At 62.9% G+C, this 13,217-nt stretch carries 13 protein-coding genes; 10 read left to right on the top strand and 3 right to left on the bottom strand.

Going from position 1 to position 13,217, the window contains the following annotated elements; translation table 11 throughout:
* Window positions 1-32 precede the first annotated feature (32 nt).
* A complete protein-coding gene (locus P9250_RS17725) occupies window positions 33-545 on the top strand; it encodes a winged helix DNA-binding protein (protein WP_244826509.1) in 513 nt (170 codons plus the stop codon).
* 1 nt (window position 546) lies between these two features.
* Here the strand turns inward: P9250_RS17725 and P9250_RS17720 are convergent, their stop codons facing one another.
* Entirely contained in the window at window positions 547-1,164 is a 618-nt protein-coding gene (locus P9250_RS17720; protein WP_409014966.1) for a 5-formyltetrahydrofolate cyclo-ligase, read from the bottom strand.
* Between the two features lie 8 nt (window positions 1,165-1,172).
* On the opposite strand from P9250_RS17720, the gene P9250_RS17715 reads away from it, so the two are divergent.
* From P9250_RS17715 to P9250_RS17700, 4 genes are all read left to right on the top strand, one after another.
* Window positions 1,173-3,140, top strand: a complete 1,968-nt coding sequence (locus P9250_RS17715; RefSeq protein ID WP_250509623.1) for a lytic transglycosylase domain-containing protein — start codon at window positions 1,173-1,175, stop codon at window positions 3,138-3,140.
* A gap of 120 nt (window positions 3,141-3,260) precedes the next feature.
* On the top strand, window positions 3,261-4,217 hold the full coding sequence (locus tag P9250_RS17710) for a complex I NDUFA9 subunit family protein (protein WP_244826506.1): 957 nt from the start codon (window positions 3,261-3,263) through the stop codon (window positions 4,215-4,217).
* An 11-nt stretch (window positions 4,218-4,228) separates the two neighbouring features.
* Window positions 4,229-4,852, top strand: coding sequence for a glutathione S-transferase family protein (locus tag P9250_RS17705; RefSeq protein ID WP_310394373.1), 624 nt, complete (start codon window positions 4,229-4,231; stop codon window positions 4,850-4,852).
* The gene (locus tag P9250_RS17700; protein WP_244826504.1) at window positions 4,849-6,078 is read left to right on the top strand and encodes a multifunctional CCA addition/repair protein; all 1,230 of its coding nucleotides are present in this window, start codon (window positions 4,849-4,851) and stop codon (window positions 6,076-6,078) included. The genes P9250_RS17705 and P9250_RS17700 overlap by 4 nt, the downstream gene beginning before the upstream one ends.
* 3 nt (window positions 6,079-6,081) lie before the next feature.
* Here P9250_RS17700 and P9250_RS17695 read toward each other — a convergent pair whose 3' ends face one another.
* Window positions 6,082-6,276: a DUF2905 domain-containing protein gene (locus tag P9250_RS17695; protein ID WP_244826503.1), complete on the bottom strand. Its 195-nt coding sequence runs from the start codon at window positions 6,274-6,276 to the stop codon at window positions 6,082-6,084.
* 9 nt (window positions 6,277-6,285) lie between these two features.
* Window positions 6,286-7,491, bottom strand: coding sequence for a class I SAM-dependent methyltransferase (locus tag P9250_RS17690; protein WP_250509620.1), 1,206 nt, complete (start codon window positions 7,489-7,491; stop codon window positions 6,286-6,288).
* A 13-nt stretch (window positions 7,492-7,504) separates the two neighbouring features.
* Here P9250_RS17690 and P9250_RS17685 point away from each other — a divergent pair, with 13 nt between their 5' ends.
* The 5 genes from P9250_RS17685 (at window position 7,505) to glmS (ending at window position 13,085) form a co-directional block, all read left to right on the top strand.
* Window positions 7,505-8,350 carry an SDR family oxidoreductase gene (locus P9250_RS17685; protein ID WP_310394371.1) on the top strand — a complete coding sequence of 282 codons (846 nt, stop codon included), beginning with the start codon at window positions 7,505-7,507 and terminating at the stop codon, window positions 8,348-8,350.
* A 36-nt stretch (window positions 8,351-8,386) separates the two neighbouring features.
* Complete coding sequence (locus P9250_RS17680; protein ID WP_244826500.1) at window positions 8,387-8,788, top strand: dihydroneopterin aldolase; 402 nt, start codon at window positions 8,387-8,389, stop codon at window positions 8,786-8,788.
* Window positions 8,785-9,744: a tRNA 2-thiocytidine(32) synthetase TtcA gene (ttcA, locus tag P9250_RS17675; RefSeq protein ID WP_310394368.1), complete on the top strand. Its 960-nt coding sequence runs from the start codon at window positions 8,785-8,787 to the stop codon at window positions 9,742-9,744. Before P9250_RS17680 ends, ttcA begins: the two co-directional genes overlap by 4 nt.
* Before the next feature lie 97 nt (window positions 9,745-9,841).
* Window positions 9,842-11,206, top strand: a complete 1,365-nt coding sequence (glmU, locus tag P9250_RS17670) for a bifunctional UDP-N-acetylglucosamine diphosphorylase/glucosamine-1-phosphate N-acetyltransferase GlmU (RefSeq protein ID WP_310394366.1) — start codon at window positions 9,842-9,844, stop codon at window positions 11,204-11,206.
* A gap of 61 nt (window positions 11,207-11,267) precedes the next feature.
* On the top strand, window positions 11,268-13,085 hold the full coding sequence (glmS, locus tag P9250_RS17665) for a glutamine--fructose-6-phosphate transaminase (isomerizing) (protein WP_244826497.1): 1,818 nt from the start codon (window positions 11,268-11,270) through the stop codon (window positions 13,083-13,085).
* Window positions 13,086-13,217 lie beyond the last annotated feature (132 nt).

Here is a 13,217-nt window from a genome sequence, read left to right as displayed (position 1 = left end):
TACACTCCACGCACTTTTCAACGGTCCTCGCCATGTCGCGTCACCCTACCAAGATCGTCTCGTCCGAGCATCTCGTGTCAGAAGTCAGCGCCGAGTTATCGGAGTTCGAATACGCGCTCATCATGGTGAGCAACGCGTTCAATCGCTGGATGGTGCGTTGCATGTCGGCGGCGGGCGCGAAGGACATGACCGCCGTGGAAGTATCGCTGCTGCATCACGTGAGCCATCGCGATCGCAAGAAAAAGCTCGCCGATATCTGCTTCGTCCTCAATATCGAGGATACCCACGTTGCCACGTATGCACTCAAGAAACTGGTGGCGCGCGGTTACGTGAAAAGCGAGAAGACGGGCAAGGAAGTGTTCTTTTCCGCAACGGCGGCAGGGCGCGAGTTGTGCGGGAAGTATCGTGAAGTGCGGGAGAGCTGTCTCATGTCGACGCTGCGCGAGAGCGGGCTGACAAACGAGCAGATTGGCGACGCCGCGCAACTCATGCGCAACGCATCCGGTCTTTACGATACCGCCGCGCGCGCGGCGACATCGCTTTGAGTCAGTAGACGGCAGCCTCGGTAACGATGGCTCCAAGCGGCAAGTCGTGAGTCTCGCGCGGGAGCGCATCGCATTTGCCCGATTCGTAGGCAATCCCGATAGTCACGGGGCGCTCGCCATTCGGCCAGGCGGCGAGCGTGCGATCGTAGTAGCCGCCGCCGTAACCCAGTCTCAAGCGCTGGAGATCGAAACCGACGCATGGAATCAGCAACAGATCCGGCGTCACGCGGGTTTCCTGCGTAGGCACGGGAATGCGATAGCGGCCTTCCTTCATCGGCATCTGCGCATGCCATGCGTGGAAGGCCATCGGCGCCTTGGGCTCGACCACCACGGGCAACGCGGCGGCGCGCGTCGCGTCTGCCGCGAGCCAGCGCGTGAGCAAAGCGCGCGCATCGAATTCGCCCGCAACGGGCCAATAAAAGCCGATGCACTTGACCGCATGCTCCGCGAGCAACGCCTCGATGCGTGTCGCGAGCGCCTTATTTCTTTCGGCTTGCGCGGGATCGTCACGCTGTGCTTCGCGGCTTGCGAGAAGCGTGGAACGCAATGCGCTTTTAGGTTCCGCGCAAACGTTGCGTGCTATGCTTTCAACCGATCTTTGGACCACCTCGCGCTCCAGTAATAACGATGTCAAAACGCCTCGACCGAGTATATCTTGCGGCTGGTACCGCACTTGCCGCAGTGACGCTCGTCGCTTGTGGAACAGCTTCCGCGGTTCGCCCCGACGAAGACTTCTCGCCGTCGTCCGACGACCGCATCTTCATGCAGTTGCGCGATGCCGCGCGCGCGAACGATCCGGCCAAAGCCGCCGTTCTTGCCGCGCAAATCCCGAACTATCCGGCGCCGAGTTACGTCGAGTACTTCACGATCAAGCCGCAACTCTTCGATTCGCAAGGCCACGCGCGCATCGACGCGCCCGATGCGCCGGTGCTCTCGTTCCTGCAGCGCAACGACGGCCAGGCCATTGCCGACCGCATGCGCAACGATTATCTCGTCGTGCTCGGCAGCCGTCACGACTGGAAGAACTTCGAGCAGCAATATGCCCGCTTCGTGCTCAACGACGACACGCAGGTCAAGTGCTATGCACTCGAAGCGCGTCTCTCGAAGGGCGAGAACGTCGCGGAAGCGGCGCGCGCGCTGCTCGTCGATCCCAAATGGTACGGCGACGGCTGCGTCGATCTCATCGGCGCACTTGCGGAGTCAGGCCAGTTCACGAGCGACGACATCTGGCAGCAGATTCGCATCGCTTACGAACAGAACTACACGTCGACCGGATTAAATATCGTCGAAGCGCTCGGGCAGGAAAAGCCGAAAGGCTCGCTTCTCGACGACGCGGTCAACAAGCCGCCGCTTTACCTCGCGCGCGGCGTCATGCCGAACACGCCGGCGCATCAACTGACCTTGCTCGCCATCACGCGCATGGCTCGCAACGATCCGGCAATGGCCGCGGCCACGTTCAGTTCGGTCGCGCCGAGTCTCACCGCGCAGGAACGCGCGATCGGCTGGGGCACCATCGGCTATCAGGCGGCGATCAAGCGCATGCCGGCCGCGTCGGACTGGTATCGGCTATCGGCGAACGCGCAGTTGTCGAACCCCGCATATGAATGGCGCACGCGCAGCGCGTTGCTCGCGGGCGACTGGAACATGGTGCGCTGGTCTATCGACCAGATGCCGCCCACCTTGCGCAGCCAGCCTGCGTGGACTTACTGGCACGGCCGCGCGGTCAAGCAAGCGGGCGACGCCGCAACGGCCAATCAGGAATTCCAGTCGATCGCGGACCAATACAACTTCTACGGCCAGCTCGCGCTGGAAGAAACCGGCCAGAAGATCAGCGTCCCGCCGCGCACCACCGTGAGCGATGCCGAAATCGCGCAAATGCAGTCGGTGCCGGGCTTCGCGCTGTCGCAACGTTTCTACTCGCTGAACATGCGGCTCGAAGGCAACCGCGAATGGAACTGGCCGTTGCGCAGCATGACGGACCGGCAACTCATCGCCGCCGCGCAGTATGCAAAGCGCATCGAACTGTTCGACCGCACGGTGAACACCGCCGACAAGACGAAGACCGAGCACGACTTCACGCTGCGTTATCTGTCGCCGTTCCGCGATATCGTCGAGCGCGATGCGCAAACCACCGGGCTCGATATCGAATGGGCATACGGGCTAATTCGCCAGGAATCGCGCTTCATCATCAACGCGCGTTCGGAAGTAGGTGCGGGCGGCTTGATGCAACTGATGCCTGGCACGGCGCAACTCGTCGCCAAGAAAATCGGCATGGGTCCGGTGTCGCGCGCGCAAATGAACGACATCAACACCAACATTCTGCTCGGCACAAATTACCTGTCGATGATCTACAATCAATTCGATAACTCGCCCGTGCTCGCCACTGCCGGTTACAACGCAGGTCCCGGCCGGCCGAAGCAATGGCGGCAGGATTTGCGCGCGCCTGTCGAGGGCGCGATTTTTGCTGAAACCATTCCGTTCACCGAGACGCGCGATTACGTCAAGAACGTGCTGTCGAACACCGTCTATTACGCGGCATTGTTCGAAGGCCGTCCGCAATCGCTGAAGACGCGGCTGGGATATATCGCGCCGTAGTTCTTTTGCACCGCGCGTCGCGGTTTCGTTGCACGAATAAACGGAACGGGCGCGCGGCTGCCCCTTCGCCGTTCGCATTCGTCAAAGCGCACTCACAAAGCCGCGACTAAAGAGGCGAATATGCGACATCAAAAGGTAGCGCTCATCGGCGGTTCGGGTTTCATCGGAAGTCATCTCGTCAACGCGCTGGTCGATCTCGGCAAGAACGTGCGAATTGCCACGCGGCGCCGTTCCAACGCGGCGCATCTGACGCTTCTTCCCGTCGATGTCATCGAAACCGATATTCACGATCCCGCGCAACTCGCGGCTTTCGTCGCGGAGGCCGACGCGGTGATCAACCTCGTCGGCGTGCTGCAAGGGCGGCGCGGCGAGCCTTATGGGCCTGAGTTCGAGAAAGCGCACGTCGAGTTGCCGCGCAAGATCGCGGCGGCGTGCGCGGCGAAAGGCGTGCGCCGGCTGCTGCACATGAGCGCGATCGGCGCGGATTCGGAAGGTCCGAGCATGTATTTGCGCTCGAAGGGCGATGGCGAAAAGGCGGTGCGCGACTCGGGCCTCGACTGGACCATTTTCCGAAGCTCCGTCGTTTTCGGTCCCGAGGACAATCTGCTGAATCAGTTCGCCTTCCTCGAACGCATGTTCCCGGTGATTCCGCTGGCTTGCGCCGACGCGCAGTTCCAGCCTATTTTCGTCGGCGACGTGGCCAAGGCCATGGTCAACGTGCTCGACCTCGACGCGGCCAACCGCATGGTCTACGAACTCGCGGGGCCGGGCGTCTTCACGCTCGCGGAGCTGGTGCGCTTTGCGGGCGCGACCATCGGCAAGCATTCGCGCATCATCAAGCTGCCCGAGAGCCTTGGCCGCCTTCAGGCGATGACGCTCGAACTCGCGCCCGGTGAACCGCTGATTTCGCGCGACAATCTCGATTCGATGAAAACGCCGAATATTGCGAGCGGCCCGCTTGCGCCCGAACTGGGCATCGGCGAACCGGCGAGCATCGAGGCGATTGCGCCGTTGTATCTGACGGGCGCGTCGAATCGCTCGCGCTTCAATTCTTTTCGCGCCACGGCGCATCGCTGAACATCGATCGCATGAAACTCGTCATTGGTGACAAGAACACGTCTTCCTGGTCCATGCGCCCTTGGGTGCTGATGAAGCACTTCGGCATTCCCTTCGAGGAAACGCTGATTCGTCTCGGTCAGCCCGATACCAAGGCGCGCATTCTCGAAGTGTCGCCATCGGGCAAGGTGCCGTGTCTCGTCACCGACGACGGCGCCTCCGTGTGGGAGTCGCTTGCGATCATGGAGACGGTCGCCGAGCGCTTTCCCGACAACGCGATGTGGCCGCGCGATGCCGCTGCGCGGGCACGTGCGCGCAGCATCAGCGCCGAGATGCACGCGAGTTTCGCTGACTTGCGTCAGTCGATGCCCATGGAAATTCACACGCACGCGCCAGGCAAAGGCGCAAGCGAAGGCGCATTGGCGAATATCGCGCGCATCGAAGCGTTGTGGGCCGATTGCCTGGCGAAGTCGGGCGGGCCGTTTCTGTTCGGCGAGTTCGGTATTGCGGATGCCATGTTCGCGCCGGTCGTCATGCGCTTCAATTCCTACGAGCCGTCGCTTGACGATGAATCGCGTGCCTATGCGCAGCGCGTGACCGCATTGCCCGCGGTCGCGGCGTGGATTGAGGATGCAAAGCAGGAAATCGCGCAATGAACATTTACGCGGTTGGCGGCGCGATCCGCGACGAATTGCTCGGCGTGCCGGTGGTGGATCGCGATTATGTCGTGGTTGGAGCCACGCCCGAGCAAATGGTGGCGCAAGGCTATAAGCCGGTGGGCAAGGATTTCCCCGTGTTTTTGCATCCGCGGACGCACGAGGAATACGCGCTCGCGCGCACCGAGCGCAAGACGGCGGCGGGGTATCACGGCTTCCAGTTCTACTACTCGCCGGACGTGACGCTCGAAGAGGATTTGACGCGGCGCGATCTGACCATCAATGCAATGGCGCGCGAAGTGAATCCCGATGGCGAACTGACCGGCCCGGTGATCGATCCGTTCAACGGCCGCGCCGATCTCGCGCAGAAACTCTTCCGGCATGTGGGCGATGCGTTCATCGAAGACCCGGTGCGTATTCTTCGTCTCGCTCGTTTCGCGGCGCGCTTCGCCGATTTTTCAGTCGCGCCGGAAACCGAAGCGCTGATGAAGAAAATGGTCGAGGCGGGCGAAGTCGATGCCCTCGTGCCCGAGCGTGTATGGCAGGAAGTCTCGCGCGGTCTGATGGAAAAGAAGCCTTCCCGCATGTTCGAGGTCCTGCGCGGTTGCGGCGCGCTGGCGCGCATTCTCCCCGAAGTCAACGCGCTTTGGGGCGTGCCGCAACGCGCCGACTATCACCCTGAAGTAGACACCGGCGTCCACGTGATGATGGTGGTGGACTACGCGGCGTCGCAGGGGTTTGCGTTGCCGGTGCGCTTCGCCGCGCTCACTCACGATCTCGGCAAGGCGACCACGCCGGACGATATCCTGCCGCGCCATCTTGGTCACGAAGGGCGCAGCGTCGATCTCCTGAAGCCGCTTTGCGACCGCTTGCGCGTGCCGAACGAGTGCCGCGATCTGGCGGTACTCGTCGCGCGCGAGCACGGCAACATTCATCGCGTCATGGACGCGGGCGCGGCCGCGCTGGTGCGCCTCTTCGAACGCGCCGACGCGTTGCGCAAACCCGCGCGTTTCGCGGAAGCCTTGCAGGCATGTCTCGCCGATGCGCGCGGTCGGCTCGGTCTGGAACAGCAGCCTTATCCACAGGCCGAACGGCTGCGCGAGGCGCTAGTCGCGGCCCGTTCCGTCGATGCCGGCGCGGTCGCGCAACGCTTCGCCAATCAGCCCGCACGCATAAAAGACGCCGTGCACGATGCGCGGGTCGAAGCGGTGAAGGCGGTTCTGTAACGGCTAGAGCGCGCGCGCGATCAGCGACAGCAACATCGACAGCAGCAGCGTCGACATGAACGGAAACGAGTATTCGCGTCCAAAGATGCGCAGCGTGAAATCGCCCGGCAAGCGCCCGACGCCGAGCTTGCGGAGCCACGGCCAGCAAGCCGACAGCACCATCAGCGCGACAAACGTAGTCAGAAGCCAGCGAATCATGGCAATGGCTCAGAGCGTATGGGAACGGTCGCCGGCCGAGAAGGCGTCGAGCGTGCCGGGAATGCCGCGCGAAAACGCGATCACCTTGAAGAGTTCGCCCATCTCTGCTTCCGAAAGCAATTTCTGCACGGCGTTGGCGGCGGGCAAAAAGCGCCGCACGTCGGCGGGATCGAGTTCGTTGAGTACGTCGGTGATACCGGCGTTCATCAGAAAGCGCGCCTGCGACGTGAAGCCCAGCAGATCGGCGCCGGCTTCCGTGCCTGCTTCCGCGATCCCCGTGAATTCGACGTGCGCCGTGATGTCCTGCAAGCCCGGATAGAGAAACGGGTCCGTGTGCGCGCGATGCCGGTAATGACACATCAACGTTCCGGTCGCGCGCTGCGCGTGATAGAACTCGCGGCGCGGAAATCCATAGTCGATGAAAAACGCCGCGCCGCGCGTGAGCATGGTGCAAACGGTCTTCGTGAAGCCGAGCGCCGCCTCGTGCGTTTCGGTCACGTATTCGGTGAATGGCTCGTCGTTGGCTTCGTCGATGGCGGCATCGATCAATTCGATTTGCTCGTCGATTTCCACGGGATGGTCATCGAAAGCAAAACGGTCGTTCAGCACGACCACGCCGCGCTCGTGCCACGCGCCGAGCTTGCGCACCACGAGTCGCACCGGCATGGCGTCCAACACTTCGTTGCCGATCACCACGCCTTCGAACGAATCCGGCAATGCATCGAGCCAGATGACCTTGGCGGCGAGCGCGGGCGCCTGCGCTTCGATTGTCTCGCGCTGGCGCGCGCGCAATTCGCCGGAAAGATCGACGATTGCGTAACTATCGAAGGCCACGTCCAGTTCGGCGAGCGCGTTGAGCAAACCCGCCGCGAGCTTGCCCGTGCCCGCGCCGAACTCCATCAGCCGGCGCGTGCCGCTCTGTTCGAGCGCCTGCGCCACGGGCCGCGCGAGCGTCGTCGCGAACAAGGGCGACAATTCCGGCGCGGTGACGAAGTCGCTGCCGTCTTCCGCGCGCCGGCCGAACTTTGTCGCGCCGCCGCTGTAATAGCCGAGTCCGGGCGCATACAGCGCGAGGTCCATGTAGCGGTCGAACGGCAGCCAGCCGCCCGCCTCGGCGATACGCTCGCAAATCAGCGCGGAAAGTGCGTCGGACTGGGCGAGTGCATCCGCGCCGGGAGCAGGTAAACTGTCGGATTGTCGAGCTTTCGGATTCATCCCAGTATTGTAAATGAGCGCCTCCACGCCGTTTTCTTCCGCAAATTCGCCGCTTTCGCCCGCTTCGGCTGCGCGGTCCCGCGTCGTACTCGTGACCGGCGGCGCCAGGCGCATCGGGCGCGGCGTCGCGCTGGAATTCGCTCGCCAGGGCTGGGACGTCGCCGTGCACTACGGCGGCTCTGCGCGTGAAGCGCTCGAAACCGTCGCCGAAATCGAAGCGCTTGGCCGGCGCGCGGCCGCATTGCACGCGGATCTCGGCATCGAAGCGGAAGTGGCGCGGCTCGTGCCGGCGTGTGTCGAGGCATTCGGCGCGCTGAATTGCGTGGTGAACTGCGCATCGCGTTTCGACGAAGACACGGCCACCGACTTCGGCTACGCGAAGCTGCTCGAGATGACCGCGATCAACGTCGCCGCGCCGCTCACGCTTGCGCGTCTGTTGCACGAAATCACGCCTGAATCCGCCGCCGATGACGACACGCGACGCGGCGTTGTCATCAACGTGCTCGATCAGAAGCTGTACAACATGAACCCGGATTACCTGTCGTACACGCTCACGAAGGCCGCGCTGGAAAACGCCACCGTCGCGCTCGCGCAGGCGCTGGGGCCGAAGCTGCGCGTCGTCGGCCTCGCGCCGGGACTGACGCTGATTTCCGCCGGGCAGACGCCGGAATCGTTCGCGGCGGCGCATCGCGTGACGCCGCTCAAGCGGGCGTCCACGGTGCGCGACGTCGCGGAGGCCGCGTGCTTTCTGGCGAACGCGCACGGCATGACCGGCACGACGCTCGTGGTCGATGGCGGCCAGCATCTCGTACCGAGCCCGCGCGACGTGATGTACCTGTTCGGCGCGCCGAAGCTGTAGCCCCGCGCGCCGCGTATCAACTTTTGGAACGAACCCATGCTTGCCGCACTTTCGCATCCCCGGCTGGCCGACTGCCGGCGGCTTTTTCTGCGCAACTACGAAGTGCGCATCAATATCGGTGTGCATGACTTCGAGAAGCGCGGCGAGCAACGCGTCGTGATCAACGTCGAACTGTTCGTGCCGCTCGCGCTGTCCACGCCCGTCGCGGACAAGCTCGCCGAAGTCGTCGACTACGACTTCATGCGCTCGACCATCGCCGAGCGCGTGAAGCGCGGCCACATCCATCTGCAGGAAACACTCTGCGACGATGTCGCCGCCGCGCTGCTCGCGCATCCGAATGTGCGGGCCGTGGTGGTATCGACAGAAAAACCCGACGTGTATCCCGACTGCGACGCGGTGGGCGTCGAAGTCTTCCGTATCAAAGAGGAACGAGCATGAACGCGCCCGAGACACTGCAAGCGCCCGACGAGCAAAAGCCCGCGCGCGAAGCGCTGACGCGCCGTCAGCAGAAGGAAGCCTACGAGAACAACAAGCTCTTCAAGCGGCTCGCGCGGCAAGTCGGCGAGGCGATCGGCGACTTCAACATGATCGAGGAAGGCGACAAGGTCATGGTGTGTCTGTCCGGCGGCAAGGACAGTTACGCGATGCTCGAAATTCTCATGCGCCTGCGCGAGCGCGCGCCGATCAACTTCGAACTCGTGGCCGTCAATCTGGATCAGAAGCAGCCGGGATTTCCGGAGCATGTGCTGCCCGAATATCTGAGCAAGCTCGACATTCCGTTTCATATCGAGAACCAGGATACGTACAGCATCGTCAAGCGGCTGGTGCCGGAAGGCAAGACGACGTGTTCGCTGTGCTCGCGGCTGCGGCGCGGCATTCTGTACCGCGTGGCGGGCGAACTGGGCGCGACCAAGATCGCGCTCGGGCATCATCGCGACGACATTCTGCAAACGCTGTTGCTCAACATGTTTTATGGCGGCAAGCTGAAGGGCATGCCGCCCAAGCTGCAATCGGACGATGGCAAGAACATCGTGATTCGCCCGCTTGCCTACGTGAAGGAAACCGATCTGGAAAAATACGCCGAGTTGCGCGAGTTTCCGATCATCCCGTGCAATCTGTGCGGCAGTCAGCCCAACTTGAAGCGCGCGGAAATGAAGGCGCTGGTGCGCGATTGGGACAAGCGTTTTCCCGGTCGAGTAACCAACATGTTCAACGCGCTGACCAATGTCGTGCCGTCGCATTTGATGGATCACAAGCTCTTTCCGTTCGCCGGATTGCGCGCGACGGGCGAGGCGGACGCAAACGGCGATATTGCCTTCGACGAAGAACCGTGCGCGAGCGAACCGTCCGGGCCGGCAAACGCGATTTCAATCGTGCAGTTCGACGACCTTTGAGCCTTTCCCGACAAGGCGCAGCGTGGCATTTACCGCACTGCGTCAAAAGGCCTGCGTGCTATATTGGCCGCAACCATTCTTCGCAAGAAATCCGTCAATGAACATCGTGATTCTGGCTGCCGGCATGGGCAAGCGCATGCGCTCCGCTCTGCCGAAGGTCCTTCATCCGCTGGCGGGCAAGCCGCTTCTCGCGCATGTCATCGACACGGCGCGCACGCTTTCGCCAACGCGGCTCGTCGTGGTGATCGGTCACGGCGCGGAGAAAGTGCGCGAAGCCGTCGGCGCGCCCGACGTGCAGTTCGCCGTCCAGGACAAGCAACTCGGCACGGGCCACGCGGTGCAACAGGCGCTGCCGCTGCTCGATCCCTCCGTGCCGACGCTCGTGCTCTACGGCGACGTGCCGCTCACGCGCGCAAGCACGTTGCAACGCCTGCTCGATGCTGCCGGCGGCGAACGCTACGGCGTGCTGACGGTAACGGTGGCTGATCCGACCGGCTACGGCCGGATCGTGCGCGATGCCAGCGGTTCCGTGCAGAAAATCGTCGAACAAAAAGATGCGAGCGAGGAAGAGCGGCGGATCGCGGAGATCAACACGGGCATTGTCGTTTCGCCCACGCGCACGCTCGAAGCGTGGCTCGCGTCGCTTAAGAACAACAACGCGCAGGGCGAGTTTTATCTCACCGATGTAGTCGAGCGCGCCATCGAAGCGGGCGTCGAAGTGGTGACGGCGCAGCCCGATGCCGAATGGGAAACGCTCGGCGTGAACAGCAAGATTCAGCTGGCGGAACTGGAGCGCGTGCATCAGCGCAACGTGGCTTACGCGCTGCTCGAAGCGGGCGTGACGCTCGCGGACCCGGCCCGCATCGACGTACGCGGCACGCTCGAATGCGGCGCGGACGTTTTCATCGACGTGAATTGCGTCTTCGAAGGCCGCGTGACGCTGGCGGATGACGTGACCATCGGTCCGAACTGCGTGCTTCGCAATGCCACCATCGGCACAGGCGCGCGCGTGGACGCGTACACGCATATCGAAGGCGGCAAGACCGGCGCGAATGTCGTGCTCGGGCCGTATGCGCGGCTGCGTCCGGGCGCGGTGCTTGGCGACGAAGCGCATGTCGGCAACTTCGTCGAAGTGAAGAACGCGGTGCTAGGCCACGGTTCCAAGGCGAACCACCTGACCTATATCGGCGACGCGGACATCGGCGCGCGGGTAAATGTCGGCGCCGGAACCATCACCTGTAACTACGACGGCGCGAACAAGCATCGCACGATCATCGAAGACGACGTGTTCGTCGGCTCGGATACGCAGCTCGTCGCGCCCGTGCGCGTAGGTCGCGGCGTGACCATCGCGGCGGGCACGACCGTGTGGAAGGATGTCGGCGAAGGCGAACTCGTGCTGAACGAGAAAGTGCAGGTCAGCAAGCCGGGCTACGTTCGCCCGGTCAAGGCGAAGAAGGTCTGAACAACGCGCGCGGACTGCATTGCGGCGCGCGCACGAAACTAAGTCTGAAAGGATCAACGCCATGTGTGGAATTGTCGGCGCGGTTGCGCAACGTAATATCGTCCCGGTGCTCGTCGAAGGCCTGCGACGCCTCGAATATCGCGGCTACGACTCGTGTGGCGTCGCCGTATTGAGCAACGGCGAGCCGCGCCGCGCGCGCAGCGTCGCCCGCGTGGCCGATCTCGACGAACAGGTGAAGCAATCGGGACTCGCCGGCATGACGGCCATTGCGCACACGCGCTGGGCCACGCATGGCGCGCCCGTCACCGACAACGCACATCCCATCTTTTCGCGCGATACCGTGGCGCTCGTGCATAACGGCATCATCGAGAACTACGAGGCGTTGCGCGAGATGCTGCGCGGCAAGGGCTACGAGTTCGTATCGCAGACGGATACCGAAGTCATCGCGCATCTGATTCACAGCATGTATCGCGGTGATCTGTTCCAGACCGTGCGCGAAGCCGTCGCGCAATTGCATGGCGCGTATGCCATCGCGGTCATTCATAAGGATCAGCCGCATACGGTGGTGGGCGCGCGGCAGGGTTCGCCGCTCGTCGTCGGTCTGGGCGATGGCGAGAACTTCCTCGCGTCCGATGCGCTCGCCATTGCGGGCAGCACGGACCGTTTCTCGTTCCTCGAAGAAGGCGATGTCGTCGAACTTTCGCTCGATGGCGTGAAGATTTTCGATCGGGCGGGTCTGCCCGCGAAGCGCGAAGTGCGCGTGGTGACGGCGTACGGCGGCGCCGTGGAGCTTGGGCCGTATCGCCATTTCATGCAGAAGGAAATCTTCGAGCAGCCGCGCGCTATCACCGACACGATTCCGCAAGCCGATCACTTCGACCCGGAGCTATTTGGCGCGACGGCCGGCGAGGTGTTCGCGGAAATCGACAGCGTGCTCATTCTGGCGTGCGGCACGAGTTCGTACGCGGGTTTGACGGCGAAGTACTGGCTCGAATCGATCGCGAAGATTCCGACGCAGGTCGAGATTGCGAGCGAGTATCGGTATCGGGAGTCGGTGCCGAATCCGAAAGCGTTGGTCGTGGTGGTATCCCAATCGGGCGAAACCGCCGACACGCTCGCCGCGCTCAAGCACGCGCAATCGCTCGGCCACAAGCACACGCTCGCGGTCTGCAACGTCGCGACGAGCGCGATGGTGCGACAGACCGAGTTCGCGTTCCTGACGCATGCGGGCACGGAGATTGGCGTGGCGTCGACGAAGGCGTTCACGACGCAGCTCGTCGGCTTGTTCGTGCTGGCGGTGACGCTCGGTAAGCTGCGCGGTTTCGTCGATGCAAAGCAGGAAGCGGCTTATCTCGGTCAGTTGCGTCACTTGCCGGCGGCGTTGAATAGCGTGCTGGCGCTGGAGCCGCAGATCATCGCGTGGTCGGAGGAATTCGCGCGCAAGGAGAATGCGCTTTTCCTCGGGCGCGGGCTGCATTATCCGATCGCGCTGGAAGGCGCGTTGAAGCTCAAGGAGATTTCGTATATCCACGCGGAGGCTTATCCGGCGGGCGAACTGAAGCACGGGCCGCTCGCGCTGGTAACCGAGGCGATGCCGGTCGTGACCGTCGCGCCGAACGATACGCTGCTTGAAAAGCTCAAGTCGAACATGCAGGAAGTGCGGGCACGCGGCGGTGAGCTTTATGTGTTCGCGGATGCGGATACACGCATCGTCAGTGAGGCGGGCATTCACGTCATCCGCATGCCCGAGCATTACGGCGCGCTCTCGCCGATTTTGCATGTGGTGCCGCTGCAGTTGCTTTCGTATCACACCGCTTGTGCGCGTGGGACGGATGTGGATAAGCCGCGGAACTTGGCGAAGTCGGTGACGGTGGAGTGAAGTTGGGGTTGATGCCGTCGCGAGTTTTGTAAAGCGCCCCTTCGGGGGCGTTTTTGTTGGATGGGCATATCCTGAAACAAGTGGCACCCTTCTCTAAGCGGTAAAACAACGCCGGTAAGCGTCATTTTTTGC

Source organism: Caballeronia sp. LP006 (genome assembly GCF_031450995.1).
Classification (GTDB): Bacteria; Pseudomonadota; Gammaproteobacteria; order Burkholderiales; family Burkholderiaceae; genus Caballeronia.
The sequence above is the reverse complement of the archived record's forward strand: the minus strand, read 5'-3'. Positions and strand labels throughout refer to the sequence as shown.

Excerpts from the sequence above, each read along its gene's own strand:
- glmU (WP_310394366.1), top strand. The coding sequence starts at position 9,842 with ATGAACATCGTGATTCTGGCTGCCGGCATGGGCAAGCGCATGCGCTCC.
- P9250_RS17705 (WP_310394373.1), top strand. The coding sequence starts at position 4,229 with ATGAAACTCGTCATTGGTGACAAGAACACGTCTTCCTGGTCCATGCGC.
- P9250_RS17710 (WP_244826506.1), top strand. The coding sequence starts at position 3,261 with ATGCGACATCAAAAGGTAGCGCTCATCGGCGGTTCGGGTTTCATCGGA.
- P9250_RS17685 (WP_310394371.1), top strand. The coding sequence starts at position 7,505 with ATGAGCGCCTCCACGCCGTTTTCTTCCGCAAATTCGCCGCTTTCGCCC.
- P9250_RS17690 (WP_250509620.1), bottom strand. The coding sequence starts at position 7,491 with ATGAATCCGAAAGCTCGACAATCCGACAGTTTACCTGCTCCCGGCGCG.
- P9250_RS17695 (WP_244826503.1), bottom strand. The coding sequence starts at position 6,276 with ATGATTCGCTGGCTTCTGACTACGTTTGTCGCGCTGATGGTGCTGTCG.
- P9250_RS17700 (WP_244826504.1), top strand. The coding sequence starts at position 4,849 with ATGAACATTTACGCGGTTGGCGGCGCGATCCGCGACGAATTGCTCGGC.
- P9250_RS17680 (WP_244826500.1), top strand. The coding sequence starts at position 8,387 with ATGCTTGCCGCACTTTCGCATCCCCGGCTGGCCGACTGCCGGCGGCTT.
- glmS (WP_244826497.1), top strand. The coding sequence starts at position 11,268 with ATGTGTGGAATTGTCGGCGCGGTTGCGCAACGTAATATCGTCCCGGTG.
- P9250_RS17715 (WP_250509623.1), top strand. The coding sequence starts at position 1,173 with ATGTCAAAACGCCTCGACCGAGTATATCTTGCGGCTGGTACCGCACTT.
- P9250_RS17725 (WP_244826509.1), top strand. The coding sequence starts at position 33 with ATGTCGCGTCACCCTACCAAGATCGTCTCGTCCGAGCATCTCGTGTCA.
- ttcA (WP_310394368.1), top strand. The coding sequence starts at position 8,785 with ATGAACGCGCCCGAGACACTGCAAGCGCCCGACGAGCAAAAGCCCGCG.